The sequence below is a fragment of the Kitasatospora sp. NPDC001547 genome, from assembly GCF_042894165.1.
Lineage (GTDB): Bacteria > Actinomycetota > Actinomycetes > Streptomycetales > Streptomycetaceae > Kitasatospora.
Map to the genome: position 1 here is coordinate 40,596 of NZ_JBIAVL010000023.1, position 25,455 is coordinate 66,050.

23 protein-coding genes are annotated in these 25,455 nt (G+C 72.9%); 21 read left to right on the top strand and 2 right to left on the bottom strand.

Translation table 11 applies throughout. The annotated features are described in order from the left end of the window. The first annotated feature begins 18 nt into the window (after positions 1 to 18). Positions 19 to 1,236 carry a signal recognition particle-docking protein FtsY gene (ftsY, locus tag ACFY0X_RS30420; RefSeq protein WP_387759357.1) on the top strand — a complete coding sequence of 406 codons (1,218 nt, stop codon included), beginning with the start codon at positions 19 to 21 and terminating at the stop codon, positions 1,234 to 1,236. Positions 1,237 to 1,342: 106 nt separating this feature from the next. Here ftsY and ACFY0X_RS30425 read toward each other — a convergent pair whose 3' ends face one another. Next, positions 1,343 to 2,035: a bifunctional DNA primase/polymerase gene (locus ACFY0X_RS30425; RefSeq protein WP_387759359.1), complete on the bottom strand. Its 693-nt coding sequence runs from the start codon at positions 2,033 to 2,035 to the stop codon at positions 1,343 to 1,345. A 638-nt stretch (positions 2,036 to 2,673) separates the two neighbouring features. Between ACFY0X_RS30425 and ACFY0X_RS30430 the strand changes: the two genes are divergently transcribed. From ACFY0X_RS30430 to ftsH, 7 genes are all read left to right on the top strand, one after another. Beyond that, on the top strand, positions 2,674 to 4,128 hold the full coding sequence (locus ACFY0X_RS30430; RefSeq protein WP_387759360.1) for a hypothetical protein: 1,455 nt from the start codon (positions 2,674 to 2,676) through the stop codon (positions 4,126 to 4,128). A 286-nt stretch (positions 4,129 to 4,414) separates the two neighbouring features. After that, positions 4,415 to 5,836, top strand: coding sequence for an ammonium transporter (locus ACFY0X_RS30435; RefSeq protein WP_387759361.1), 1,422 nt, complete (start codon positions 4,415 to 4,417; stop codon positions 5,834 to 5,836). Continuing rightward, positions 5,833 to 6,171, top strand: coding sequence for a P-II family nitrogen regulator (locus tag ACFY0X_RS30440; RefSeq protein WP_359829808.1), 339 nt, complete (start codon positions 5,833 to 5,835; stop codon positions 6,169 to 6,171). Before ACFY0X_RS30435 ends, ACFY0X_RS30440 begins: the two co-directional genes overlap by 4 nt. Before the next feature lie 272 nt (positions 6,172 to 6,443). Next, positions 6,444 to 8,885, top strand: a complete 2,442-nt coding sequence (locus ACFY0X_RS30445) for a [protein-PII] uridylyltransferase (RefSeq protein WP_387759363.1) — start codon at positions 6,444 to 6,446, stop codon at positions 8,883 to 8,885. A 224-nt stretch (positions 8,886 to 9,109) separates the two neighbouring features. After that, positions 9,110 to 10,675: a signal recognition particle protein gene (ffh, locus tag ACFY0X_RS30450; RefSeq protein WP_387759433.1), complete on the top strand. Its 1,566-nt coding sequence runs from the start codon at positions 9,110 to 9,112 to the stop codon at positions 10,673 to 10,675. A 129-nt stretch (positions 10,676 to 10,804) separates the two neighbouring features. Continuing rightward, complete coding sequence (locus ACFY0X_RS30455; RefSeq protein ID WP_387759365.1) at positions 10,805 to 11,329, top strand: GNAT family N-acetyltransferase; 525 nt, start codon at positions 10,805 to 10,807, stop codon at positions 11,327 to 11,329. Between the two features lie 113 nt (positions 11,330 to 11,442). After that, on the top strand, positions 11,443 to 13,479 hold the full coding sequence (gene ftsH, locus ACFY0X_RS30460; RefSeq protein ID WP_387759367.1) for an ATP-dependent zinc metalloprotease FtsH: 2,037 nt from the start codon (positions 11,443 to 11,445) through the stop codon (positions 13,477 to 13,479). A gap of 44 nt (positions 13,480 to 13,523) precedes the next feature. Here the strand turns inward: ftsH and ACFY0X_RS30465 are convergent, their stop codons facing one another. After that, entirely contained in the window at positions 13,524 to 14,228 is a 705-nt protein-coding gene (locus ACFY0X_RS30465) for a class I SAM-dependent methyltransferase (protein WP_387759369.1), read from the bottom strand. Between the two features lie 332 nt (positions 14,229 to 14,560). On the opposite strand from ACFY0X_RS30465, the gene proS reads away from it, so the two are divergent. The 13 genes from proS (at position 14,561) to ACFY0X_RS30530 (ending at position 25,380) form a co-directional block, all read left to right on the top strand. Further along, complete coding sequence (gene proS / locus ACFY0X_RS30470) at positions 14,561 to 15,973, top strand: proline--tRNA ligase (protein WP_387759371.1); 1,413 nt, start codon at positions 14,561 to 14,563, stop codon at positions 15,971 to 15,973. Positions 15,974 to 16,418: 445 nt separating this feature from the next. Continuing rightward, positions 16,419 to 16,997 carry a hypothetical protein gene (locus tag ACFY0X_RS30475; RefSeq protein ID WP_049650398.1) on the top strand — a complete coding sequence of 193 codons (579 nt, stop codon included), beginning with the start codon at positions 16,419 to 16,421 and terminating at the stop codon, positions 16,995 to 16,997. A 382-nt stretch (positions 16,998 to 17,379) separates the two neighbouring features. After that, complete coding sequence (gene rpsP, locus ACFY0X_RS30480) at positions 17,380 to 17,808, top strand: 30S ribosomal protein S16 (RefSeq protein ID WP_045700219.1); 429 nt, start codon at positions 17,380 to 17,382, stop codon at positions 17,806 to 17,808. A gap of 2 nt (positions 17,809 to 17,810) precedes the next feature. Beyond that, positions 17,811 to 18,050: an RNA-binding protein gene (locus ACFY0X_RS30485; RefSeq protein ID WP_030056773.1), complete on the top strand. Its 240-nt coding sequence runs from the start codon at positions 17,811 to 17,813 to the stop codon at positions 18,048 to 18,050. A gap of 158 nt (positions 18,051 to 18,208) precedes the next feature. Continuing rightward, positions 18,209 to 18,799, top strand: coding sequence for a ribosome maturation factor RimM (gene rimM, locus ACFY0X_RS30490; RefSeq protein ID WP_387759372.1), 591 nt, complete (start codon positions 18,209 to 18,211; stop codon positions 18,797 to 18,799). Between the two features lie 125 nt (positions 18,800 to 18,924). After that, positions 18,925 to 19,743 carry a tRNA (guanosine(37)-N1)-methyltransferase TrmD gene (gene trmD / locus ACFY0X_RS30495; RefSeq protein ID WP_387759434.1) on the top strand — a complete coding sequence of 273 codons (819 nt, stop codon included), beginning with the start codon at positions 18,925 to 18,927 and terminating at the stop codon, positions 19,741 to 19,743. 154 nt (positions 19,744 to 19,897) lie between these two features. Next, positions 19,898 to 20,248, top strand: coding sequence for a 50S ribosomal protein L19 (rplS, locus tag ACFY0X_RS30500; RefSeq protein ID WP_030306736.1), 351 nt, complete (start codon positions 19,898 to 19,900; stop codon positions 20,246 to 20,248). 78 nt (positions 20,249 to 20,326) lie between these two features. Continuing rightward, positions 20,327 to 21,277 carry a signal peptidase I gene (gene lepB / locus ACFY0X_RS30505; RefSeq protein ID WP_387759374.1) on the top strand — a complete coding sequence of 317 codons (951 nt, stop codon included), beginning with the start codon at positions 20,327 to 20,329 and terminating at the stop codon, positions 21,275 to 21,277. A gap of 193 nt (positions 21,278 to 21,470) precedes the next feature. Beyond that, positions 21,471 to 22,250: a signal peptidase I gene (lepB, locus tag ACFY0X_RS30510; RefSeq protein WP_387759375.1), complete on the top strand. Its 780-nt coding sequence runs from the start codon at positions 21,471 to 21,473 to the stop codon at positions 22,248 to 22,250. A gap of 242 nt (positions 22,251 to 22,492) precedes the next feature. Next, entirely contained in the window at positions 22,493 to 23,500 is a 1,008-nt protein-coding gene (gene lepB, locus ACFY0X_RS30515) for a signal peptidase I (protein WP_387759377.1), read from the top strand. 160 nt (positions 23,501 to 23,660) lie between these two features. Next, positions 23,661 to 24,413 (top strand): signal peptidase I, encoded by a 753-nt coding sequence (lepB, locus tag ACFY0X_RS30520; RefSeq protein ID WP_387759378.1) that lies wholly within the window; start codon positions 23,661 to 23,663, stop codon positions 24,411 to 24,413. Positions 24,414 to 24,525: 112 nt separating this feature from the next. Continuing rightward, positions 24,526 to 24,999, top strand: coding sequence for an NUDIX hydrolase (locus ACFY0X_RS30525; RefSeq protein ID WP_387759380.1), 474 nt, complete (start codon positions 24,526 to 24,528; stop codon positions 24,997 to 24,999). Between the two features lie 54 nt (positions 25,000 to 25,053). Beyond that, positions 25,054 to 25,380: a DUF2469 domain-containing protein gene (locus tag ACFY0X_RS30530; RefSeq protein ID WP_188301739.1), complete on the top strand. Its 327-nt coding sequence runs from the start codon at positions 25,054 to 25,056 to the stop codon at positions 25,378 to 25,380. Positions 25,381 to 25,455 lie beyond the last annotated feature (75 nt).

The following is a 25,455-nucleotide window of genomic DNA, read 5'->3' on the forward strand; positions in this document are numbered from 1 at the left end:
GCGGATACTGGAGCGGTTATGGAATACGTGATCCTTGCCGTAGTCATCGCCGTGGTCGCCGTCGGCGCGATCGCGGGCCTCGTCGTTTCCGGCAGACGACGCCAGCAGCTGCCCCCGAAGTCGCAGGCGCCGGTCATCACGGCGCCGAAGCCCACCCCGCGGGAGCCCCAGGTCGGCGAGGAGTCCGCGCCGCCGACCGAGGCGCCCCGCCGCACCATCGAGGAGGTGGAACTCCCGGCGGAGGCCGAGGCCCCCGAGGCCGTCGAGGTCGCGCCGGCCGAGGCCGAGGCGGCGCCCGCCGTCGAGGTCCCCGAGCCCACCGCCGGCCGGCTGGTCCGGCTGCGCTCGCGGCTCTCCCGCTCGCAGAACTCGCTCGGCAAGGGCCTGCTCTCGCTGCTCTCCCGGGAGCACCTGGACGAGGACACCTGGGAGGAGATCGAGGAGACGCTGCTCACCGCCGACGTCGGCGTCGCGCCGACCCAGGAGCTGGTCGAGCGGCTGCGCACCCGGGTGAAGGTGCTCGGCACCCGGACGCCCGACGAGCTGCGCGCGCTGCTGCGCGAGGAGCTGGTCGAGCTGGTCGGCAAGGACTCCGACCGCGCCGTGCGCTCCACCAAGCACGAGGAGGGCCCGGCGGTGGTCCTGGTGGTCGGCGTCAACGGCGTCGGCAAGACCACCACCACCGGCAAGCTGGCCCGCGTCCTGGTCGCCGACGGCCGCAAGGTGGTGCTCGGCGCCGCCGACACCTTCCGTGCCGCCGCCGCCGACCAGCTCCAGACCTGGGGCGAGCGGGTCGGGGCGCGCACCGTGCGCGGCCCGGAGGGCGGCGACCCGGCCTCGATCGCCTTCGACGCGGTCAAGGAGGGCATCGCCGAGGGCGCGGACACCGTGCTGGTCGACACCGCCGGCCGCCTGCACACCAAGACCGGCCTGATGGACGAGCTGGGCAAGGTCAAGCGGGTCGTCGAGAAGCACGGCCCGGTGGACGAGGTGCTGCTGGTGCTGGACGCCACCACCGGCCAGAACGGCCTGATCCAGGCCCGGGTGTTCGCCGAGGTGGTCGACATCACCGGCATCGTGCTGACCAAGCTGGACGGCACCGCCAAGGGCGGCATCGTGGTCGCGGTCCAGCGCGAGCTGGGCGTACCGGTCAAGCTGATCGGCCTGGGCGAGGGCGCGGACGACCTGGCTCCGTTCGAGCCGGGGGCGTTCGTGGACGCGCTGATCGGGGACTGACGCAGCCCGCGCGAAGGCCGTACGAAGGGCCCGCCCCCTGCCGGGGCGGGCCCTTTCGCGTACCCGTGGCCGGGCGGGTCGGTGCGCCCCGGGACCGGCGGGCCGGTCAGGAGGCCATCCAGGCCGGTTCGGCGGTGCGCTCCCGGCTGCGGTGGCAGGCGTAGGCGAGGGTGCCGAGCAGCAGCCGCGCCTCCGGCGGGCAGCCCGCGTTGTCGCGGGTGGGGCGGCGCAGCCAGCGGACCGGGCCGAGGCCGTCGAGGACGGTGGGCGGAGCGGCGACGTAGCTGCCCTCGCCGTGGCAGGTCAGGTCGAGCGCGGCGTCGTCCCAGCCCATCCGGTACAGCAGGTCGGGCAGGCGCCGGGCGGTGCCGGCGGCGACCAGGAACTGGAGCCGGCCGGTGGGGGCGGCGAGCACCGGGCCGACCTGCGTCCCCATCCGCTCCAGCCGGACCAGCGCCTGGAGGCCGGCCTGCTCGGGGACGTCCAGGACGTCGAAGGCGCGGCCGGTGGGGAACAGCACCGAGGTCTCGGCGCGGGCGGCGCGGGCCCGGCCGCCGCCGCCCGGCACGGGGTGCAGGCCGGGCGCGGCGCAGCGGGGGGAGCCGCAGGGACAGCGGGTCGGGGCGGTGGCGCCGGTGACCGGGGTGCCGGCGGCCGGGTCGCCGGTCGTGACCGCCCAGCCCCAGCGGCCGGTGTACTCCGCGGCGGCCTGGGACGCGGTGACCTTGGTGCGGCGGCGCGCGCCCAGCGGTGCCAGCCGCAGGTGCCCCAGTCGAAGTTCGCCGAACAGGTTGTCCATGCCTCCCCCAACAGGTTCTCGTTGCCGATGGTTACGGGACGGTGACTGTGTGTTGATTGTCAGCTGTGTGGTGCGTAGTGCGGTGGCGGCGCGCAGCGCGCGATGTGCGCCTGTTCCGCCGGTGCGCCTCGGGCGCCGCCTTGTGGGGGCGGCGCCGATGCCGGATCGTCGTGTTCGTGAGACTGTCGCCGTCCCGAGTGGACGGTGAACTCGCCTGTGGCTGCGGTGGGTTGTGGACTCCGCCGGGTCCTCCGGGAGGCGCCGGGGGACTTGGCGGCCCGCATATGCCGGACCGTCGGGACTCCCTAAGTGAAGCGTGTGCCCCCGGGCTTCGGTTCACTCCTGGGGGTGGCGAAAGGTGGCGTTTCGCCAGGGCCGCTCCCACGGGCCCCTCGCGGGGCATTACGTTCAGCACGCGGATGTCGTCGAGGAGTCTGTTCCGGGCCGTCGAGGAGCGGGAGTTGGGAACCTGACGGATCGTCCGCAACGATGGCACACCAGTGCGAGGGTGCCGCGGGTCCGGCAGCTCCGCGGCACGGCAGCACCTCAGGCACGGCACGTCTGGCAAGAGCCCGCAACCGTCGGGCGGTCACGATCGGGGGCCCCGCTAGGGGCCGGGCGGGATGGGGACGTTACCCATGGCAGAGAAGCAACCGAATGAGAAGCTGACCACGTGGTTCGCCCGCAGCGGCTGGTCCAAGGGCGAGTTGGCCCGCCAGGTCAACCGCCGGGCCCGGCAGATCGGCGCCCACCACGTCTCCACCGACACCTCGCGGGTGCGCCGCTGGCTCGACGGCGAGCAGCCCCGCGAGCCGATTCCCAAGATCATGTCGGAACTCTTCTCCGAACGGTTCGGCTCGGTGGTCTCGATCGAGGACCTCGGCCTGCGCGCCGCGATCCCGGTCTCGACCGTGGGCGGCGGCGTCGACCTGCCGTGGAGCGGCCCGCAGACCGTCCAGCTGATCAGCGACTACTCCCGCAGCGACCTCATGCTCAACCGCCGGGGCTTCCTCGGTACCTCTCTCGCGCTGACCGCGGGCGCCGCGCTGATCGAGCCGATGCAGCGCTGGCTCGCCCCCGGCCCGACCGGCGTGCCCACCCCGATCCTCACCGCGGCCAACGGCGGCGAGGCGTTCACCGGCCGGCTCTCCGAACCGGAGCTCGAACTGCTCGAGCAGACCACGGTCATGTTCCGGCAGTGGGACGCGCAGAACGGCGGCGGGCTGCGCCGCAAGGCCGTCGTCGGCCAGCTGCACGAGGTCACCGACCTGCTCCAGGAGACGTACAGCGAGGACACCACCAAGCGGCTGTTCCGGCTCACCGCCGAACTCGCCCACCTGGCCGGGTGGATGTCGTACGACGTCGGGATGCACCCGAGCGCGCAGAAGTACTACGTGCTCGCCCTGCACGCGGCCAAGGAGGCCGGCGACCGCCCGTTCGGCGCGCTGATCCTCACCGACATGAGCCGCCAGATGATCCACCTCAACCGGGGCGAGGACGCCCTGGAGCTCATCCACCTCGCCCAGTACGGCAGCCGCGACGCCGCCACCCCGCGCCAGCAGTCCCTGCTGTACGCGATGGAGGCGCGCGCCTACGCCACCATCGGCGAGGTCAACCGCTGCGCCCGGGCGGTCCGGCTGGCCGAGGACACCTTCACCGACATCCGGGACGGGGACCAGGAGCCGGACTGGCTGAAGTTCTTCTCGCCGGCCGAGCTGAACGCCGAGAACGCGCACTCCTTCCGCGACCTCGCGTACCACTCGGACAACGCCGAGCTCTACGCCTCGATGTCCGCGCCGGTGATGGAGCGCGCGGTCGACCTGTTCCGCCAGGACGCCGACCACGTGCGCTCGTACGCCTTCAACCTGATCGGCATGGCCAGCGTCCACCTGCTGCAGAAGGAGGCCGAGCAGGCCGCGGTGATGGCCGAGCAGGCGGTGGACATCGCCACCAAGGTGCGCTCGGAGCGGCTGAACTCCCGGGTGCGCAAGACCACGGAGGCCGCGGCGGCCCGGTTCAAGGGCGTGGACGCGGTGAGCCGGCTCAAGGAGCGGGTGGTCCAGGACATCCCGGAGTTCGTCTCGGTGGTCTGACCGGCCCGGCCGGGGGCCCTCCGAGGAAGCTCCACCGACCGTGGCGGCCGCCGCCGCCACGGTCGGTGGCCTGTCCGGCGGCGGTTGGCGGCGGCTCCGGTGCCCGGCGGCGCGGCGGCGGTTCACGCAGCCGTAACCCGCGCGTCGCACGCGTCACGGCGGTGAAACAACCGGTCGCACCGGCCGAAACCAGCCTTCGGCACGCTCCTCCTCAACGCCGACGCCCCGGTGACACCACGGGACGGGTCCCCGGGTGCGGATCGGCCTGGACGCAGAGGAGACGCCGATGCCGGACGGCTTCAGTGCGGGCGACACCGCCTTCGTACTCATCAGTGCGGCCCTGGTCATGCTGATGACCCCAGGGCTGGCCTTCTTCTACGGGGGCATGGTCAGGGCCAAGAGCACGCTGAACATGCTGGCGATGAGCTTCCTCTCGCTCGGCATCGTCAGCGTGCTGTGGGTCCTCTACGGCTACTCGCTCAGCTTCGGGTCCGACTCCTTCGCCGGCCTGATCGGCGACCTGGACCACCTCGGGATGCGCGGCCTCGGCATCGACGAGCTGACCGGCACCATCCCGGTCACCGCCTTCGCGCTCTTCCAGCTGATGTTCGCGGTCATCACTCCGGCGCTGATCAGCGGCGCCGTCGCGGACCGGGCGAGATTCGCCGCCTGGGGCCTGTTCATCGCGCTCTGGGTGACGATCGTCTACTTCCCGGTCGCGCACTGGGTGTTCTTCTTCGACGGTGGCCGGGGCGGCTGGCTGGGCGACCGCAACGGCGTGATCGACTTCGCCGGCGGCACCGCCGTGCACATCAACGCGGGCGTCGCCGGGCTGGCGCTCTGCCTGGTGCTGGGCAAGCGGATCGGCTTCAAGAAGGACCCGATGCGCCCGCACAGCCTGCCGCTGGTGATGCTCGGCTCGGGGCTGCTCTGGTTCGGCTGGTTCGGCTTCAACGCGGGCTCGGCGCTGGCCGCCAACGGCGTCGCCGCGATGGCGATGGTCAACACCCAGGTCGCCACCGGCGCGGCCCTGGTCGGCTGGCTGGTCTACGAGAGGCTCAAGCACGGCGCCTTCACCACGCTGGGCGCCGCCTCCGGAGCGGTGGCCGGACTGGTCGCGATCACCCCGGCCTGCGGCTCGGTGAGCCCGCTCGGCGCGGTCGCGATAGGGCTGGTCGCGGGCGCCGTCTGCTGCGCCGCCGTGTCGCTCAAGTACCGCTGGGGCTTCGACGACTCGCTCGACGTGGTGGGCGTGCACGCGGTCGGCGGGGCGGTCGGCTCGCTGCTGGTCGGCCTGTTCGCCACCGGTGGGGTCGGCCAGGAGGTCAAGGGCCTGTTCTACGGGGGCGGGATCGGGCAGCTGGGCAAGCAGGCGATGGGCGTGGCGGTGGTCGCGGCGTACTCCTTCGTGCTGTCCTGGCTGCTGGCCAAGGCGGTCGACCGGCTGGTCGGCTTCCGGGTCGCCGGGGAGGTCGAGGTGGCCGGCATCGACCAGGCCGAACACGCCGAGTCCGCCTACGATTTCAGCGCCGTGGGGGCGGGTCTGGCCCGGGCCCTGCCGGGCCTGGCCGCCGCTGCCGCGACGCCCGCCGCCGAACAGGCCGCCGCTGCGGAGCCGGTCGCCGCGACGCCCGCCGCCGAACGGGCCCCCACCACCGGGTCCGCCGTGAAGCCCGCCGAGAAGAAGACCGAGGTCGACGCCCGATGAAGCTCATCACCGCCGTGATCAAGCCGTACCGACTCGACGAGGTGAAGGCCGCCCTGCAGGCCTTCGGGGTGCACGGCCTGACCGTCACCGAGGCCAGCGGCTACGGCCGCCAGCGCGGCCACACCGAGGTGTACCGGGGGGCCGAGTACACCGTGGACCTGGTACCGAAGGTCAGGATCGAGGTCCTGGTCGAGGACGAGGACGCCGAGGACCTGATCGACGTCCTGGTGAAGGCGGCCCGGACCGGGAAGATCGGCGACGGCAAGGTGTGGAGCGTGCCGGTCGACACCGCCGTACGGGTCCGCACCGGCGAGCGCGGCCCGGACGCCTTGTAGCCCGACGGCCGACAGCCCGCAGCGGACGGCGGGCCCGTTCACCCGGAAGGGTGCGGGTCCGCCCGACGGCGTACCGGCGTCGTCCGGGCGGCGGAACGGGGTGCGCTCGCCCTTCATTCCGCACCCGGCCGCTCCCCCCGCACGCTCCACCCCGCCACGCTCCACCTCCGGCCGCTCCACCCGGTCGGACGCCCATCCCGTGGGGACGGCGCACCGGCAGGACGGTTCACCAGCAGGACGGTTCACCAGCACGACGGACGGGACCCACGCGCATGACCACCGAGACCGCCCCCTCCGACCCCGCCGACCCCGCCGGCCACTGCGCCGCCCGGGCCGCGCTGCTCGCCGGCCCCGGCCCGGGCGGCCGGCCCCGCCGCCGGGCGCTGGCCCGGCTCACCGACGACTGGCTGACCGGGCTGCTCGCGGCCGCCGGAGCCCCGCCCGGCGTCGCGCTGGTCGCGGTCGGCGGCTACGGGCGCGGCGAGCTGTCCCCGCGCAGCGACCTGGACGTCCTGCTGCTGCACGACGGCCCGATCGCCCGGGAGCTGCCCGAGCGGATCTGGTACCCGGTCTGGGACTCGGGCGCCAAGCTCGACCACGCGGTGCGCACCGTCGCGGAGGCCCGCGCGGTCGCCGCCTCCGACCTCAAGGCCCAGCTCGGCCTGCTGGACGCCCGTCACCTCGCCGGGGACCGGGCGCTCACCGACGCGCTGCGCTCCGCGGTGCTCACCGACTGGCGCGCGAGCGCGCCCGCGCGCCTGCCGGAGCTGCGCGAGCTGGGCCGCGAGCGGGCCGAACGGCACGGTGAGCTGTCCTTCCTGCTGGAACCCGACCTCAAGGAGGCCCGCGGCGGCCTGCGCGACGTCGTGGCGCTGGACGCGATCGCCGCCACCTGGCTGGCCGACGCGCCCCGGGACGGCCTGGACGCCGCCGCGCAGCGGCTGGCCGACGTGCGGGACGCCCTGCACCTGGCCACCGGCCGGGCCACCGACCGGCTCAGCCTCCAGGACCAGGACCAGGTCGCCGAGCGGCTCGGGGTGCTGGACGCCGACACCCTGCTGCGCCAGGTCTACGAGGCCGCCCGCACCGTCGCGTACGCGGGCGACGTCACCTGGCGGGCGGTGGACCGGGTGCTCGCGGCCCGCGGCGACCGGGGCCGGCGGGTGCGCCGGCTGGGCATCCCGTTCGGCGGCGCCGGACGCGGCACCGGCGCGGTGGCCCGGGGCACGGTCGAGCGGCGGCCGCTCGCCGAGGGCGTGGTCGAGCAGGACGGCGAGGCGGTGCTCGCCCAGGGCGCCCGCCCGGCCGCCGACCCGGTGCTGCCGCTGCGTGCCGCGGCGGCCGCCGCGCAGAACGGGCTGACCGTCTCGTACGCCACGGTGCGCCGGCTGGCCGCCGAGTGCCGCCCGCTGCCGGTGCCCTGGCCGGACGAGGCGCGCGAGCAGCTGGTCACCCTGCTGGGCGCGGGGGAGTCGGCCGTCCCGGTGTGGGAGGCGCTGGAGGCGGAGGGGCTGGTCCGCCGGCTGCTGCCGGACTGGGAACGGGTGCGCTGCCGCCCGCAGCGCAACGCGGTGCACCGCTGGACGGTGGACCGGCACCTGGTGGAGACGGCGGTGCGGGCCGCCGCGATGACCCGCCGGGTGGCCCGGCCGGACCTGCTGCTGGTCGCCGCTCTGCTGCACGACATCGGCAAGGGCTGGCCGGGGGACCACAGCGAGGCCGGCGAGGTGATCGTCCGCGACCTCGGCGCCCGGATGGGCTTCGGCCCCGAGGACACCGAGACCCTGGCGGTGCTGGTCCGCCACCACCTGACCCTGGTGGACACCGCGACCCGGCGCGATCCGGACGACCCGGCCACCGTCGAGGCGATCACCAAGGTGGTCACCACCGTGCCGGAGCTGGAACTGCTGCACGCGCTCACCGAGGCGGACGCGCTGGCCACCGGCCCTGCCGCGTGGAGCGGCTGGCGGGCCTCGCTGGTGGACGGCCTGGTGGCCCGGGCGACGGACCGGCTGGCCGGGGCGGGCGTCCCGCCGGTGGAGGCGGCGCCGACCGCCGAGCAGGAGCGGCTCGCGGTCGAGGCCGCCCGGACCGGGCAGCCGGCGCTGTCGCTGCTGGCCCGGTCGGAGGGGGCGGAGCCGGGCGCCGAGCCGATGGGAGTCGAGCTGAACCTGGCCGTCCCGGACCGTCCCGGGCTGCTCGGCACCGCGGCCGGGGTGCTCGCGCTGCACCGGCTGGCCGTCCGCTCGGCCGGACTGCGCGAGCTGGACCCGGCGGGCGCCGGGCCGGTGCTGCTGCTGTCCTGGCGGGTGGCGGCCGAGTACGGCGAGCTGCCCGAGGCGGCCCGGCTGCGGGCCGACCTGCGCCGGGCGCTGGACGGCTCGCTGGACGTCGCCCGCCGTCTCGCCGAGCGGGACGCCGCCGCCCCGCGCCGCCGGGGCATCCCCACCCCGCCGCCGCTGGTCGCGGTGGCACCCGCGGTGGCCTCGGCTACCGCGACCGTGCTGGAGGTCCGCGCGCACGACGCCCCCGGGCTGCTGCACCGGATCGGCCGGGCGCTGGACGGGGCGGGCGTCCGGGTGCGCACGGCGCACGTCTCCACGCTGGGCGCGGAGGCCGTCGACTCGTTCTACCTGACCGACGAGGCGGGCCGCCCGCTGACCGCCGCGCGGGCCGGCGAGGTGGCGGCGGCGGTCCGGGCCGCGCTGGCCTGAGCATCGGTCCGGGGCGGGCCGAGCGCCGGTCCGCGCCGGGCCGAACACCGGATCCTCGCTGGGCCGAGCGCCACTCCGGGCCTGGTGCGGGGCCGTGGACGGGACCCGGGCGGGGGCCGCGGACCGGGGTTCCGCACGGGGGTGGAGACCGTACCCGGGGCGGCCGGATACCCTGGGGGGCGACGACCGTACCGATACCGATGCCGCAGAGGACCCGCGACGACGTGTTCGACACCCTTTCCGATCGCCTCGCAGCGACGTTCAAGAACCTCCGGGGCAAGGGCCGCCTGAGCGAGGCGGACATCGACGCCACCGCCCGCGAGATCCGCATCGCGCTGCTGGAGGCGGACGTCGCGCTGCCGGTCGTCCGGGCCTTCATCAAGCAGGTCAAGGAGCGGGCGCTCGGTGCCGAGGTCTCCGGTGCGCTGAACCCGGCGCAGCAGATCATCAAGATCGTCAACGAGGAGCTCATCGCGATCCTCGGCGGCGAGACCCGCCGGGTGCGGTTCGCCAAGAGCGGCCCGACGGTGATCATGCTCGCCGGTCTCCAGGGCGCCGGCAAGACCACCCTCGCGGGCAAGCTCGGCCACTGGCTGAAGAAGCAGAAGCACACCCCGCTGCTGGTCGCCTGCGACCTCCAGCGCCCCAACGCGGTCAACCAGCTCCAGGTGGTCGCCGAGCGCGCCGGCGTGGCCTTCTACGGCCCGCAGCCGGGCAACGGCGTCGGCGACCCGGTGCAGGTGGCCAAGGACTCGATCGAGTACGCCAAGCAGAAGCAGTACGACGTCGTCGTCGTCGACACCGCCGGCCGCCTGGGCATCGACGCCGAGCTGATGCAGCAGGCCGCCGACATCCGCGCCGCGGTGAACCCGGACGAGGTCCTGTTCGTCGTCGACGCGATGATCGGCCAGGACGCGGTCACCACCGCGCAGGCCTTCCTCGACGGCGTCGACTTCACCGGTGTGGTGCTCTCCAAGCTCGACGGCGACGCCCGCGGTGGTGCGGCCCTGTCGGTCGCGCACGTCACCGGCCGGCAGATCATGTTCGCCTCCAACGGCGAGAAGGTCGACGACTTCGACGCCTTCCACCCGGACCGGATGGCTTCGCGCATCCTCGGCATGGGTGACGTCCTCTCGCTGATCGAGAAGGCCGAGCAGACCTTCTCGCAGGCCGAGGCGGAGAAGATCGCCGCCAAGCTGCGCGGCGGCCCGAAGCAGTTCACCCTGGACGACTTCCTGTCCCAGCTGGAGCAGGTCCAGAAGATGGGCTCGATCTCCAAGCTGCTCGGCATGCTGCCCGGCATGGGCCAGATCCGGGACCAGATCAACAACATCGACGACAAGGACGTCAACCGGGTCGGCGCGATCATCAAGTCGATGACCCCGGCCGAGCGCGCCGAGCCGGAGCTGATCAACGGCTCCCGCCGGGCCCGCATCGCCAAGGGCTCCGGTGTCCAGGTCGGCGAGGTGAAGAACCTGGTCGAGCGGTTCTTCGAGGCCCGCAAGATGATGTCCGCGATGGCCTCCGGCAAGGGCGTTCCCGGCATGCCGGGGATCCCGGGCATGGGCGGCGGCGGGAAGAAGTCCGCCAAGAAGGCCCCGCAGGCCAAGGGCAAGCGCAAGAGCGGCAACCCGCTGAAGCGCGCGCAGGAGGAGGCCGAGGCCGCCCAGCGCCGCGCGCTCGGCCCGGGCGCCGGCCAGGCCCCGGCGGACGGCGGCGCGTTCGGCCTCGGCGCGGGCAAGGGCCCGGCCGACTTCGAACTGCCCAAGGAGTTCAAGGACATGCTGTAGTCCTTGATCACCATCCGATAGCCATCCGATCATCCTCTGATCGACGGCGATCGGCCTTGATCGATTTTGGTCGGCCCGCCGCCCGGTGTTTCCGGGCGGCGGGCCGATCGCGTGTCCGATGATGGGGGCATGCGAGTGATGATCAGGGCCCCGAGGGCCGAGGACACGGCCGCGTACGCCGAGGCGGTCCGGCGGTCCGCCGAACACATCGGCCGGTGGAACCCGGTCGAGCCGGACGGACTGCCCGACCTGCTGAAGCGCCAGGGGTCCGGGCTGCGCACCTTCCTGATCCTCGACCGGGACACCGGCGGACTGGTCGGCAAGGTGAACGTCGCCAACATCGTGATGAGCCGGTTCTGCAACGCCACGCTCGGCTACGACTCGTACCTCCCGTTCAACGGCACCGGGCGGATGACCGAGGGCATGCGGCTGGTCGTGGACCGCTGCTTCGCCCCGCAGTCGGCCAACGGGCTGGGGCTGCACCGGCTGGAGATCAACGTCCAGCCGGACAACGAGCGCTCGGTCGCGATGGCCAGGCGGCTGGGGTTCCGGCACGAGGGCTTCTCCCCGCGGATGCTGTTCCTCCAGGGGGACTGGCGCGACCACGAGCGGTTCGCGCTGACCGCCGAGGAGTGGCCGGGCGCGACGGCATAGCCGTTGGTGGGACCGCATAGCCGCTGGTCGGGCGGCCCGGGCGGGGGCGTGCGGAGGTCCGGGCGCGGCGTTGCGATTGGCTCGCCCGAGCGCCTGTCCGTATTGTCCGACGGGTGACCGAACCCGTGCCGCCACGTCAGACACCCGACCAGCCCTGGCGTTCGGAGGGCGCTCCACCTCCGCCGCCGCCCAAGCGCCGGATGCCCGGCGGATGGGTGGGCCTCGCCCTCACCGCCCTCGTGGTGTTCCTGATCTCGGACCTGCTGCTGTCCTTCTTCGGCCCCGCCGGTGCCACCACGATCTCGTACACCGAGTTCAACAACCAGCTGAACAAGGGCAACATCACCAAGATCTACGCCAAGGGCGACGCGATCGAGGGCACCCTCAAGTCGGCCCAGCCCAAGCCGGACGGCGGCAAGGGCGAGTACACCGAGTTCGACACCCAGCGGCCCTCCTTCGCGGGCGACAACCTCTGGACCACCCTGCAGCAGCAGGGCGTCGAGGTCACCGCCACCTCGCCGGTCCAGCAGCGCAGCTTCCTCACCAACCTGCTGCTCTCGCTCGCCCCGATGCTGCTGCTGGTCTTCATCTGGGTGCTGCTCGCCCGCCGGATGGCCGGCGGGCTCGGCGGCGGGCCGCTCGGCCGCAAGGCGCCGCCCAAGCCGGTCACCGCCGAGGAGGGCCGCCGCACCACCTTCGCCGACGTGGCCGGCATCGACGAGGTCGAGGCCGAACTCACCGAGGTCGTCGACTACTTGAAGAACCCCGAGCGGTACCGCAGGCTCGGCGCCAAGATGCCGCGCGGGGTGCTGCTGAGCGGCCCGCCCGGAACCGGCAAGACCCTGCTGGCCCGGGCCGTGGCCGGCGAGGCGAACGTGCCGTTCTTCTCCGCCTCCGCCTCCGAGTTCATCGAGATGATCGTCGGCGTCGGCGCCAGCCGGGTCCGCGAACTGTTCGCCGAGGCCCGCAAGGTCGCCCCGGCGATCATCTTCATCGACGAGATCGACACCATCGGCCGCCAGCGCGGCGCCGGCGGCGGCATGGGCGGCCACGACGAGCGCGAGCAGACCCTCAACCAGATCCTCACCGAGATGGACGGCTTCACCGGCTCCGAGGGCGTCATCGTGATCGCCGCCACCAACCGGGCGGACGTGCTCGACCCGGCCCTGCTGCGCCCCGGCCGCTTCGACCGGCGGATCACCGTCAGCCCGCCCGACCGGGAGGGCCGCGCCGCGATCCTGCGCATCCACAGCCGCAGCGTCCCGCTGTCCGGCGACGCCGACCTCAACCAGCTGGCCAAGGTCACCCCGGGGATGACCGGCGCCGAGCTCGCCAACCTGGTCAACGAGGCCGCGCTGCTGGCCGTCAAGCGCAAGCAGGACGCGGTCAACGAGCGGGACCTCTCGGACGCCCTGGAGAAGGTCCAGCTCGGTGCGGTGCGGCCGCTGGTGATGCCGCAGGAGGAGCGCGAGCGGACGGCCTACCACGAGAGCGGGCACGCGCTGCTGGGCATGCTCCAGCCCGGCGCGGATCCGGTCCGCAAGATCACCATCGTGCCGCGCGGCCGGGCGCTCGGCGTCACCCTCTCCACCCCGGAGAACGACCGCTACTCGTACACCGAGCCCTACCTGCGCGGCCGGATCATCGGCGCGCTCGGCGGCATGGCGGCCGAGCAGGTGGTCTACGGGGTGATCACCACCGGTGCGGAGAGCGACCTGGAGCAGGTCACCAACATCGCCCGCGGGATGGCCGGGCGCTGGGGGATGAGCGAGCGGGTCGGCCGGCTCACCGCGGTGCCCTCCGACCCGCAGGGCGCGTACGGGCTCTCCGCCGCCCCGACCACCCTGGACGCGGTGGACGAGGAGGCCCGGCGGATCGTCTCCGAGTGCTACGACGACGCGGTGCGGATCCTGACCGAGCAGCGGCACCGGCTGGACGCGCTGGCGGCGGCGCTGCTGGAGGCGGAGACGCTGGACGAGGAGGCGGCGTACCGGGCGGCGGGGGTGCCGCGGGAGGTGGCCTCGGCGGGTTCCGACGGCTCTGCGGGCTCCGACGGGTCTGCGGGCTCCGACGGGTCCGAGGGACCTGGCGGGTCCGAGGGACCTGGCGGTCCCGACGGGGCCGACGGGAAGTCGATCGACCAGGCGTGAAGCAGGGTGCCGGGGGCGCTCGCCATGGTGGCGGGCGCCCCCGGTTAGCGTGGCCGCTCGGCGACCAGGTACCGGAACAGGTTCTCCATCCGCACGGAGCCGTCCGCGCGCAGGTACGGCTGGAGCGCCTCCTCCAGCTCCTTGACCACCAGCGAGGCGCCGGAGAACTCCTCGGCCGGTTCGAACAGGCCGGTGGAGAGCAGGCCGCGCACCGCGCTGTCGAGGTCGGCGTAGGCGAACGGGCAGCTCACCCGGCCGCTGCCGGCCGGGCGCAGACCGGCCGGGGCGAGCAGGTCCTCCAGCGCGCCGGGCACGCTCAGCTCGAACGGGTCGCGCGCGGTGGTCCGGCCCGCCATCCGCCGGGCCACGTCCAGCACCGGTGCGCTCTCGCAGCGCTCCGGCGGGCCCCAGGCGGCCAGCACCACGTGCCCGCCCGGGAGGGTGAGCCGGGCGGCCTCGGCGACCACCGGAGCGGACCCGGCGCCGCCCGGCAGCCGCTCGAAAACCGTCACCAGCGAATGGGCCGAGCGGGGGACGGCGGCGGCCGTCCCGGACCCGGCGCACACCCGCAGCCGACGGTCGTGGGCCAGCTCGCGCAGCTCGTCCCGCGGCTCCTGCCCGGCGACCTGGGCGCCCCGGCCGGCCGCGATCAGCAGGGCCAGTCCGGACCGGCAGCCCAGGCCCAGCACGCTGGTCGCCGGGCCGACCTCCAGCCGGTCGTAGACCGCCTCGTAGAGCGGTACCAGCATGCGTTCCTGGATCTCCGCCCAGTCGCGCGCCCACGCGGAACGGGCGGACCCGGTCCGCGGGTGGTGCGGTCGTGCGCCGGTCGGTCGTGCGGTCGTGCCGGTCGTCCGAGCTGAAGCCATGGCGGCCTCCCATCCGGTCCTTCGGTGTGCTGCTACGGCTCCCCCAAAGTCCCGCCCCACACCAGCGAACAGCGGGTCGGGCCCGGCGTCCAGAGGGGTGCGGGGTGGTGCGCGGGTGTCGCGGTGGTGCGCCCCCGCCCGGCGGTGCGGCGCGCCCCCGTCCGGTGATACCGATTCGAAACCGGGGCCCCGGGCCCCGTACCATTCGCCCCATGGCTAAGGCACCCGTTCTCACCCCTCAGGCGGAAGACTTCCCGCGCTGGTACCAGGACCTCATCAACAAGGCCGAGCTGGCCGACAACGGTCCGGTGCGCGGCACCATGGTCATTCGACCGTACGGCTACGGCCTGTGGGAGCGGATGCAGCAGGAGATGGACGCGCGGATCAAGAAGGCCGGCGCGCAGAACGCCTACTTCCCGATGTTCATCCCGCAGTCCTACCTGACCAAGGAGGCCGAGCACGTCGAGGGCTTCGCCCCCGAGCTCGCGGTGGTCACCCACGGCGGCGGCAAGCAGCTGGAGGAGCCGGTCGTCGTCCGGCCGACCTCCGAGACGATCATCAACGAGTACTTCTCGAAGTGGGTGCAGAGCCACCGCGACCTGCCCCTGCTGATCAACCAGTGGGCCAACGTGGTCCGTTGGGAGCTGCGCCCGCGCGTCTTCCTGCGCACCACCGAGTTCCTCTGGCAGGAGGGCCACACCGCCCACGCCACCTACGAGGACGCCCGCGACTACGCGTCGATGATCCACACCCAGGTCTACGGCGACTTCATGACCAACGTGCTCGGCATCGACGTCGTGCTCGGCCGCAAGACCGCCAAGGAGCGCTTCGCCGGCGCCATCAACACCCTCACCCTCGAGGGCATGATGGGCGACGGCAAGGCGCTGCAGATGGGCACCAGCCACGAGCTGGGCCAGAACTTCGCCAAGGCGTTCAACACCACCTACCAGCTGCAGGGCGCCGAGCGCGAGCACGTCTGGCAGACGTCCTGGGGCGTCTCGACCCGCATGGTCGGCGGCCTGATCATGTCCCACGGTGACGACAACGGCCTGCGGGTCCCCCCGCGCCTGGCCGCCGTCCAGGCCGTCGTGCTCGCGATCAAGGGCGACGACGCGGTCATCGCCAAGGTCCGCGAGATCGGCGCCCAGCTGGAGGCCGCCGGCATCCGGGTCGTGGTCGACGACCGCACCGACACCCCGTTCGGCCGCCGCGCCGTCGACTGGGAGCTCAAGGGCGTTCCGCTGCGCATCGAGGTCGGCCCGCGCGACCTGGAGAACGGCACCGCGATGCTGGCCCGCCGCATCCCGGGCGGCAAGGAGCCGGTCTCCATCGACGCCTTGGCCGCGCTGCTCCCGGGCGTGCTGGAGGAGGACCAGGCGCTGCTGCTGCGCCAGTCCCGCGAGCGCCGCGAGTCCCGCACGGTCGACGTCAAGACCGTCGACGAGGCCGTCGAGGCCTCGGCGACCGGCTGGGGCCGGATCTCCTGGGCCGACCTCGGCGCGGAGGGCGAGGCCAAGCTGGCCGAGCAGGGCGTCACGGTGCGCTGCATCGTCGCGGCCGACGGCTCGGTGCCGCAGGCGGACGACCAGGAAGGCAACGTCGCGATCGTCGCCCGCGCGTACTGACCTCCGTCCCGGTGTCCGGCGGATGTCCCCTCGGCGTCCGCCGGACGTCCGTCGTCCACGGGTAATGACCGTCACCGGCGACATTTGCCCGGAATGCGGATGGGTAAGAATCCGGTAACTGTTCAGGCGTGTCCCTGCGGTGGACATCCCTACTGGCCGGTCAACTCCCGGTATTAACGGAATAGCGGTACGGTGTACGGCCCGTGGCCCTGTCAATCCGGCAGGCCCACGGGCCGTACGTCCTGGGTGGCGACAGCCCGCCCCCCGGACGGAATTCAGCAGGCCCGTCGGCGTTGCGACGGGCCGAAACCGGCAGGGGGTTGGTCTTGCGTCAGATCCGGAACGCGCAATTCGCGCGCGGCCTTGCATTCCTGGGAGTTCCCTGTGAATTCCCCGGGAACGAGAACATGCGGAACATCGGCTCGCACTCCATCGTTGGTCTAGCGTGAGCACGACACAGCCCCTCGTTCTCGCGGCCGAACTGGCCGCCGCCTGGAGCGACATCCAGGCCTACCACCAGGACCTCCCCGACCTCGCCTCGCCCGAGGCGCTGATCGGAGAGTCCTCCTCGGCCTGCGGGACGCGGCTCGGATTCGAGCGCCTCCTCCACGAGGCCGCCCACGGTCTGGCCGCGGCCCGGGACATCCGGGACACCTCGCGGGCCGGCCGCTACCACAACCGGCGCTTCCTGATGCTCGCTTCCGAGCTGGGCCTGGCGCACCCGGTCGAACCGCACGCGAGCAGCGGCTTCTCCCAGGTGACCATGCTCAAGGAGACCCAGGAGCGGTACGCCGAGACCATCGAGCGCCTGGACCGTGCCCTCGGGGCGCACCAGGAGGCGGTGGCCGGCGACGGCGCGACGCGCGCCTTCCGCGGCCCGGCGGCCCGGCACGGCTCCTCCGGGGGCGGCGTGCGGGTCAAGGCGGTCTGCGGTTGCGGGCGCAACGTCCGGGTCGTCCCGTCGGTGCTCGCGCAGGCGTCCATCGTCTGCGGGGCGTGCCAGCAGCCGTTCAAGATCGCGTAGTCGGCGCCGACGTCCCGGCGGGCTGCTGTGCGGGCAGCCGTCCCGCCGGAATGAGCGGCACGGCGTCGCGGCTTGGGCCCTTGGGCTCTTGAACTCTCGAGCCTGGGAGCTCCTGGGCAGTGAAGAGTGAGTGGTACGGCAGGACAGCGGTGATGTCTTCGGGTTGGACCGGGAGCGGGGGCTCCCGGTCGAGCCCTGACCGGGCGCCCGGTCCCGCGTACAGGCGGTTCTCGCCGATGTGGCAGAATGGACAGCTGAGTACTCGGCAGCCGAGCAGGACCCCTCTCTCCTACGGCTGGCGTGTCCCTTGAACGGTCCGCCGCGCAACCCCACGCGATGGCGAGCCCGTTCACCCACGTCAACACCAGGAGAATCCACTCCCGTGGCAGTCAAGATCAAGCTGAAGCGTCTCGGCAAGATTCGCTCCCCGCACTACCGCATCGTCGTCGCCGACGCCCGCACCAAGCGTGACGGCCGCGCGATCGAGGAGATCGGCATCTACCAGCCGACCTACAACCCCTCGAAGATCGAGGTCGACAGCGACCGCGCCCAGTACTGGCTGTCCGTCGGCGCCCAGCCGACCGAGCCGGTTCTCGCCATCCTGAAGCTGACCGGCGACTGGCAGAAGTTCAAGGGTCTGCCGGCCCCGGCGCCGCTGAAGGTCGCCGAGCCGAAGGTCGAGGACTTCTCGCACCTGTTCGCGAAGGCCGTCGCCGGCTTCGAGGACGCCACCACCGGCGTCGCCATCACCCCGAAGGCCAAGAAGTCGGACAAGGCCGAGGCTGAGGCCGACGCCGCTGCCGAGGCCTGATCGTGATCGAGGACGCCCTCGACCACCTGGTGAAGGGCATCGTCGAGCACCCCGACGAGGTGCAGGTGCGCTCGCGCAACCTGCGTCGGGGTAACACCATCGAGGTGCGGGTGCACCCCGATGACCTCGGCAAGGTGATCGGCCGGGGCGGCCGTACGGCGCGCGCTCTGCGCACCGTGGTCGGCGCCCTCGGCGGTCGCAACGTCCGGGTCGACCTGGTCGACGTGGACAACATTCGCTGACGCTGCTGCTCGTTCAGCCGTCAGGGCTTGTGAGGCCGACCGGGACGCATGTCGTCCCGGTCGGCCTTTTCGCATTTCCGTTCGCATTTCCGTCGCACCATCGCTTCGCAGCCCGTCGCTTTTCGTTTCGGCTCAGGAACTCCAGGAGAACGATCACCGTGCAGCTCGTCGTCGGCAGGATCGGCCGTGCCCACGGCATCAGGGGGGACGTCAGTGTCGAGGTCCGCACCGACGAGCCGGAACTCCGGCTCGGCCCCGGTGCCGTCGTACTCACCGACCCCGCGTCCGTCGGACCGCTGACCGTCGAGTCCGGCCGGGTGCACAGCGGCCGGCTGCTGCTGCGCTTCGCCGGTGTCAAGGACCGCAACGCGGCCGAGGCCCTGCGCGGCACCCTGCTCATCTCCGAGGTCGACCCGGAGGAGAGCCCCGAGGACCCGGAGGAGTACTACGACCACCAGCTGATCGGCCTGGACGTGGTGCTGCTCGACGGCACCCCGGTCGGCGAGCTGACCGAGGTCGTCCACCTGCCGTACCAGGACCTGCTCACCGTCCGGAAGGCCGACGGGACGGAGGTGCTGGTGCCGTTCGTCACCCAGATCGTGCCGACCATCGACCTGGAGAACCAGCGCGCCGTGATCACCCCGCCGGCCGGGCTGATCGACCCGGAGCGGGCCGAGGTCGCGGGGAGCTCCTCGGCCGAGGGGGCCGAGGGCTCGGAGGACGCCGAGGGCTCGGAGGAGTCGAAGTGACCGTCGAGGAGAACGCCGGGGCGGGCGACGCGGCTGGTTCGAGCGGCGCGGCTGTTTCCGGCGGCGCGGCCGGTTCGGGCGGCGCGGTGTCCGGCGGCGCCGGTTCCGGCGGCGTGCAGAGCGGCATGCGGATCGACGTCGTCACGATCTTCCCCGAGTACCTGGAGCCGCTGGACGTCTCGTTGGTCGGCAAGGCCCGCGCCCGCGGCCAGCTGGACGTGCACATCCACGACCTGCGCGGGTGGACCCACGACGTGCACCGCACGGTCGACGACAGCCCGTACGGCGGCGGCCCCGGCATGGTGATGAAGCCCGAGCCGTGGGGCGAGGCGCTGGACGCGGTGGTCGCCGCCGGCCCCGAGGGGCAGGTGCCCACCCTGGTCGTGCCGACCCCGAGCGGGCGCCCGTTCACCCAGGAGCTCGCCCAGGAACTGGCCGGCCGCCCCTGGCTGGCCTTCACTCCCGCCCGGTACGAGGGCATCGACCGCCGGGTGATCGAGGAGGCGGCCACCCGGATGCCGGTGGTCGAGGCCTCGATCGGCGACTACGTGCTGGCCGGCGGCGAGGTCGCCGTGCTGGTGATGGTCGAGGCGATCGCCCGGCTGCTGCCCGGGGTGCTCGGCAACGCCGAGTCCCACCGCGACGACTCCTTCGCGCCGGGCGCGATGGCCGACCTTCTGGAGGGCCCGGTCTACACCAAGCCCGCCGAGTGGCGCGGCCGCACGGTGCCGGACGTGCTGCTCAGCGGCAACCACGGCAAGATCGCCCGCTGGCGCCGCGAGCAGGCCTTCGCCCGGACCCTGGCCAACCGGCCCGACCTGGTCGAGCGCTGGCAGTACGGCTCCTTCGACAAGAAGGAGCGCGAGGCGCTGAGCATCCTCGGCCTGGCCTGGGACGAGCGGCTCGGCCGATTTCGGTCCGTGGCCGGTGATGTGGAAGAATAGGCCGCTGTTGTCTGTCGCTGGTCCCCTTCCGTAGGGGGCACGTGGACCGGCGCCCCCGCCACGGGGGGATCGTCGTCAGCCGAAGCGGCCCGCAGCACATCCCATTGAGACGACTTTCCGTGGGCGGCCCGTGGCGCCCGCGATGGAGAGCAACATGAGCAACAAGCTCGCTGCTGTCGACGCGGCCTCGCTGCGTAGCGACATTCCGGCCTTCCGCGCCGGTGACACCCTGAAGGTTCACGTCCGGGTCATCGAGGGCAACCGCTCCCGTGTCCAGGTCTTCCAGGGCGTCGTCATCCGTCGCCACGGCGCCGGTATCGGTGAGACCTTCACCGTCCGCAAGGTCAGCTTCAACGTCGGCGTGGAGCGCACCTTCCCGGTGCACACCCCGGTCGTCGAGAAGATCGAGGTCGTGACCCGCGGTGCGGTTCGCCGCGCCAAGCTGTACTACCTGCGTGACCTCCGCGGCAAGGCCGCGAAGATCAAGGAGAAGCGCGACCGCTGATCCACCGGCCCCCGGCCTCGCCGGGGGATCGGAACGCTCGGAGGGGGCCGAACGGCCGCAAGGTAAGCTCACCCCCCGATGAGCACGCATGAACCACCCGCGGACCGCGACGGCAGTCCCGCACCCACCGGTGCGGACTCGCTGTCGCGGTCCGCGGTCGTTACCGGGGGCGATCCCGCGGCCGTCTCCGGTGCGACCGTCTCCGGTGGGGTCGTCTCCGGTGGGGCCGGCGGCGATGCGGCGGCGGACGGCGTCGAGCGCCCGGAGCGCGGCGACGGGCCCGAGCACGCCGAGGATCCGGAACAGACCGACGGCTCCGGCGAGGACGGCCCGGACCAGGACGAGGATCCGGGGCACTCGCGTTCGCGGGACCTGCTGCTGTTGGTCGGGATCTGCCTGACGGCCCTGCTGCTGGTGAACGCCTTCGTCGCGCGTCCGTTCGCGGTGCCCTCCGGGTCGATGGAGGAGACCCTGCGCCCGGGCGACCGGCTGGTCGCGAACCAGCTCGCCTACGCCTTCGGCGGCCACCCCCAGCGGGGCGACGTCGTGGTCTTCGACGGGACGGGCTCCTTCCTGCGCGAGTCGGCGAAGCCGTCGGGCTTCTGGGACGGCCTGCGCTCCTTCGCCCAGGACCTCGGCCTCGCGCCGGCCGGGGACACCGTCTACGTCAAGCGGGTGATCGGCGTCGGCGGGGACCGGGTGACCAGCACCGGCCCGGGTGCGCCGATCACCGTCAACGGCGTGCCGGTCGACGAGACCTCCTACCTGTCCCCGGGCGACGACCCGTCGCGCGTGGCGTTCGACGTCGTCGTGCCGGCCGGCGAGCTGTGGGTGATGGGTGACCACCGCAGCGCCTCCCGGGACTCCCGCGACCACCTCGGCGAGCCCGGTGGCGGCTTCGTGCCCGAGGAGAAGGTGATCGGGCGGGCGGACTGGGTGGTCTACCCGTTCTCGCGCTGGACCAGTCTGGAACGGCCCGCGGCCTTCGCCGTGATGGGGGGAACGGGCGGTCATGGGGAGCAGGGGTAAGGGACGGCTCGCCGACCGTCCCGCCGCGGAGCCGTCGGGTGCCGGCCGGCGGGCCGCCGGGGGACCGTCCGCGAGGGGAACGGGAGGGGGCGGCGCGGCAAGCAGTGGCCCGACCGGGGCCCGGCCGGCCCGTGGCCGGGCCGAGCGACGGCGCAGTGCCCGCAAGGCGGCCCGCCGGCGCAAGCGTTCGCTGGTGCGCGAGGTGCCGCTGATCGTCCTGGTGGCCCTGCTGGTGGCGCTGGTGTTGAAGACCTTCCTGGTCCAGGTGTTCGTGATCCCCTCGGGCTCGATGGAGCAGACCATCCTGATCGGGGACCGGGTGATGGTGGACAAGCTGACCCCCTGGTTCGGCAGTGAGCCGCAGCGCGGTGACATCGTGGTGTTCAAGGATCCGGGCGGCTGGCTGGAGCGCGACCACGAGCCGTCCGACGAGGGCCCGGTGCTGGGCGTGACCAAGCAGGTGCTGACCTTCGTCGGACTGCTGCCCTCCGACGACGAGCAGGACCTGATCAAGCGGGTGATCGGCGTCGGCGGGGACACCGTCGAGTGCTGCGACGCGCAGGGGCGCCTCAGCGTCAACGGCCGTCCGGTGGAGGAGCCCTACCTCGCGCCGGGCAACCCGCCGTCCCGGCAGACCTTCAAGGTGCTGGTGCCGCGGGGGCGGCTGTGGGTCATGGGCGACCACCGGGACGTCTCCGCCGACTCCCGTTTCCACATGGGCAATCCGGGACAGGGGACGATCCCGTTGGGCGACGTGGTCGGTCGCGCGTTCGTGATCGCCTGGCCGCTGGACCGCTTCCATCAACTCGATGCGCCGAGTTCACTCTCCTCTCTCTCACGGATGCCGCAGGCCGGTGGAACTGCCGCGGGATCGGTGGGCGTTGGGCCGGTTCCTGTGGAACCACCGCTCGTTATGGGGGTGTTGGGCATCCTTCCGCTCGTGGTTCGCCGGTCCGGGCGGCCTCCGGAGTGAGCCGCGCCGGCCGCCGACCGGACAGGCCTCGCGTGTGGGACCGCGAGCCGGATGCCTCGGAGTGATAGAGAAGTGCAGGTGCGGCCGGGAGTGCTCCCGGCCGTGGGCCGAGGCTGTGCTGGTGTCAGGGGAGTCCGCGGTGGGCAGCCCTGAGGCGTTCATGGTCGAGGTGAGCGTGGTGCCCGCTGTGCGGCACTCTGAGCGCGGGCGCGCGGGCGTCCGCACAGCAGGGAGGAGACGTTGTGGGGGATTTGGTGATCGGCGCCCGGTCAGGCGCCGGAGAGCCCGAGGGTCCGGGCCGTCGGGCGGACCGGTCCGCCGAGTCCGCGTCCTCCTCGGCCTCGGTCGAGGACGCGGCGGCGCAGACCGCCGACGGGCAGGGTGGCACCGGTTCGGAGGACCCCCCGGACTCCCCGCACCCGGGGGCCGAGCCCGCGGACGGGTCGGAGTCGGAGGCTCCGGCCAAGCCGCGCAAGCCGCGGTCGTTCTGGAAGGAACTGCCGATCCTGGTCGGCATCGCGCTGGTCCTCGCGCTGGTGATCAAGACCTTCTTCGTCCAGGCGTTCTCCATTCCGTCGGAGTCGATGCAGAACACGCTGCAGGTCGGCGATCGCGTCCTGGTGGACAAGCTGACCCCCTGGTTCGGGGCCGAACCCGAGCGTGGTGAGGTCGTGGTGTTCCACGACCCGGGCGGCTGGCTGAACGACGAGCCGACCCAGCAGAGCAGCAACTCCGTCCTGCGCGGCGTGCAGGACGTGCTCAGCTTCGTCGGCCTGATGCCCTCGGCCAACGAGAAGGACCTGATCAAGCGGGTCATCGCGGTCGGCGGGGACACCGTCGAGTGCGAGGGCGAGGGGCCGGTCAAGGTCAACGGCGTCGCGCTCGACGAGCCGTACGTCTACCAGGGCAACACCCCCTGCGGCGACCGTCCGTTCGGCCCGGTCAAGGTGCCCAAGGACCGGATCTGGGTGATGGGCGACCACCGCGCCAACTCGCTGGATTCCCGCTTCCACATGGACCAGCCGGGTGGCGGCACCGTCCCGGTGGACAACGTGATCGGGCGCGCCTTCGTGGTGGCCTGGCCGGTCGGCCACTGGTCGACGCTGCCGGTGCCGGACACCTTCGACCAGAAGGGCCTGGCGGCGGCCGCGCCGATGGCGCCCCCCGTGGCCGGTGCGGTGGGGGCCGTCGCCCTGCTCCCGCTGGTGCGTCGGGTGCGGGGTCGCGCGGAGCGCCGCAAGGAGTCCTGAGCTCCACCGGATCGTGTTCCACCGGGTTGCCCCCGGCTCTTGCGCGGGCCGTGGTACCGACGAGTAATCTGCTCGGACGTGCCACGGCCCGTCGGCTTCTCCGCCCGTGCCTCCGGCGTGCCAGTGGTGATCTCCGGTCGGCCAGAGGTGGACGGTTCTGATGAGCGGTGTCGTGGAGCAGACGGTCGACCACCCGAGCGCGCCCGCCCGTGCGGGCCGCCGGCCGGCCGCGGTGCTGCAGGGCGTCGCGCTGGCGCTCGGACTGGTGCTGATGATCGGCGGCTTCGCCCTGATCGCGATCGACTACCGGCCGTACAAGATCCCCACCGCCTCGATGCACCCGACGCTGCGCATCGGGGACACCGTGCTCGCCCGCAAGGTCGGCGGCGGCGACGTCGGGCGGGGCGACGTGGTGGTCTTCCGGGACCAGGCCTGGGGCAGCGAACTCATGGTCAAGCGGGTGGTCGCGGTCGGCGGGGACACCGTCGCCACCACCGGGGCCGAGCACCGGCTGACGGTCAACGGGCAGCCGGTGGAGGAGCCCTACCTCGCGACGCAGGGCCGCCAGGGCGATTCGTTCAGCGTGACGGTGCCGCAGGGCCGGCTGTTCCTGCTCGGTGACAACCGGGTGGGCTCGCTGGACTCCCGGACCCACCTGGAGGTCGACGGCGGGACCGTCCCGGCCGACGCCGTGGAGGCCAGGGTCGAAGCCACCGTGCTGCCCTTCGACCGGACGGGCCTGCTCGACCGGGTCACGGACTTCGACGGCTTCGCGGGCCCGAAGGCCTCGCAGCCGGGGCCGCTGGGGCCTTTCGCCTTCGCCTCCGTCGCGGGCGCGGCGCTGATCCTCGTGACCTCGGCGGTGGGAGGGGTGGCGGGCCTGGCCCGGCGGATCCGGAGGCGCAGCTCCTGAGCGGGACCGTCGCCCGGCCGGCCGCTCTGCCGAACATCGCCCCGGACGGCCGCGCCGGGTGGCAGGATCGGTAGCGCCACCGATGCGAACGGAAGGAGCGTGGAGCGCTGCCATGACAGCACGGCGTCGCAGGGCGGCGCGGATCCTGCTGCTGGACGGGCTGGACCGCATCCTCCTCTTCCAGGGGGCCGACCCGGTCACCCCGGAGGAGACGTGGTGGTTCACGCCCGGGGGCGGCTTGGAGTCGGGGGAGGACGTGCGCGCGGCCGCCGAGCGGGAGCTCGCCGAGGAGACCGGCCTCCGGGGTGTGGACCTGGGGCCCTTGGTGGCGTACGGCACGGTGTCGTTCTCCTTTCAGGGACAGCGTTACGAGCAGGAGCAGTGGTTCCACCTGGCCCGGACCACGGAGACGGGCCTGGACCACTCGGGCATGGGCGCGGACGAGCACGCCCAGCTGCTCGCGGCGCGCTGGTGGACGGTCGAGGAACTGAGGGGGACCGCGGAGACGGTCTATCCGGTCGGACTGGTGGACTTCCTGGAGCGGCTGCTGGCCGAGGGCCCGCCGGTGGATCCGGTACGGCTCTGACCGTGGGTGCGGTGGTCCACAATGGGTGGACGTGACAAATGAGGGGACGCCTGGATGAGTGCCGAAGATCTCGAGAAGTACGAGACCGAGATGGAGCTCAAGCTCTACCGGGAGTACCGGGACGTCGTCGGCCTGTTCAAGTACGTGATCGAGACCGAGCGACGGTTCTACCTCACCAACGACTACGAGCTGCAGGTGCACTCGGTCCAGGGCGAGGTGTTCTTCGAGGTGTCGATGGCGGATGCGTGGGTCTGGGACATGTACCGGCCGGCCCGGTTCGTCCGCAAGGTCCGGGTGCTGACCTTCAAGGACGTGAACATCGAGGAACTCGCGAAGAGCGATCTGGAGCTGCCCTCGGACGAGTCCGGCTTCGGGAGCTGACGTTGGACGACTCCGTCCCGCGTTGTCCAGCCGAATTTCGCGGGAACGGACCTCTTCACCCCTGCGGGTGACAAG

Coding starts and splice junctions, on each gene's coding strand:
- ftsY (WP_387759357.1), top strand. CDS start 19: ATGGAATACGTGATCCTTGCCGTAGTCATCGCCGTGGTCGCCGTCGGC.
- ACFY0X_RS30425 (WP_387759359.1), bottom strand. CDS start 2,035: ATGGACAACCTGTTCGGCGAACTTCGACTGGGGCACCTGCGGCTGGCA.
- ACFY0X_RS30430 (WP_387759360.1), top strand. CDS start 2,674: ATGGCAGAGAAGCAACCGAATGAGAAGCTGACCACGTGGTTCGCCCGC.
- ACFY0X_RS30435 (WP_387759361.1), top strand. CDS start 4,415: ATGCCGGACGGCTTCAGTGCGGGCGACACCGCCTTCGTACTCATCAGT.
- ACFY0X_RS30440 (WP_359829808.1), top strand. CDS start 5,833: ATGAAGCTCATCACCGCCGTGATCAAGCCGTACCGACTCGACGAGGTG.
- ACFY0X_RS30445 (WP_387759363.1), top strand. CDS start 6,444: ATGACCACCGAGACCGCCCCCTCCGACCCCGCCGACCCCGCCGGCCAC.
- ACFY0X_RS30455 (WP_387759365.1), top strand. CDS start 10,805: ATGCGAGTGATGATCAGGGCCCCGAGGGCCGAGGACACGGCCGCGTAC.
- ACFY0X_RS30465 (WP_387759369.1), bottom strand. CDS start 14,228: ATGCTGGTACCGCTCTACGAGGCGGTCTACGACCGGCTGGAGGTCGGC.
- proS (WP_387759371.1), top strand. CDS start 14,561: ATGGCTAAGGCACCCGTTCTCACCCCTCAGGCGGAAGACTTCCCGCGC.
- trmD (WP_387759434.1), top strand. CDS start 18,925: ATGCGGATCGACGTCGTCACGATCTTCCCCGAGTACCTGGAGCCGCTG.
- rplS (WP_030306736.1), top strand. CDS start 19,898: ATGAGCAACAAGCTCGCTGCTGTCGACGCGGCCTCGCTGCGTAGCGAC.
- lepB (WP_387759374.1), top strand. CDS start 20,327: ATGAGCACGCATGAACCACCCGCGGACCGCGACGGCAGTCCCGCACCC.
- lepB (WP_387759378.1), top strand. CDS start 23,661: ATGAGCGGTGTCGTGGAGCAGACGGTCGACCACCCGAGCGCGCCCGCC.
- ACFY0X_RS30525 (WP_387759380.1), top strand. CDS start 24,526: ATGACAGCACGGCGTCGCAGGGCGGCGCGGATCCTGCTGCTGGACGGG.
- ACFY0X_RS30530 (WP_188301739.1), top strand. CDS start 25,054: ATGAGTGCCGAAGATCTCGAGAAGTACGAGACCGAGATGGAGCTCAAG.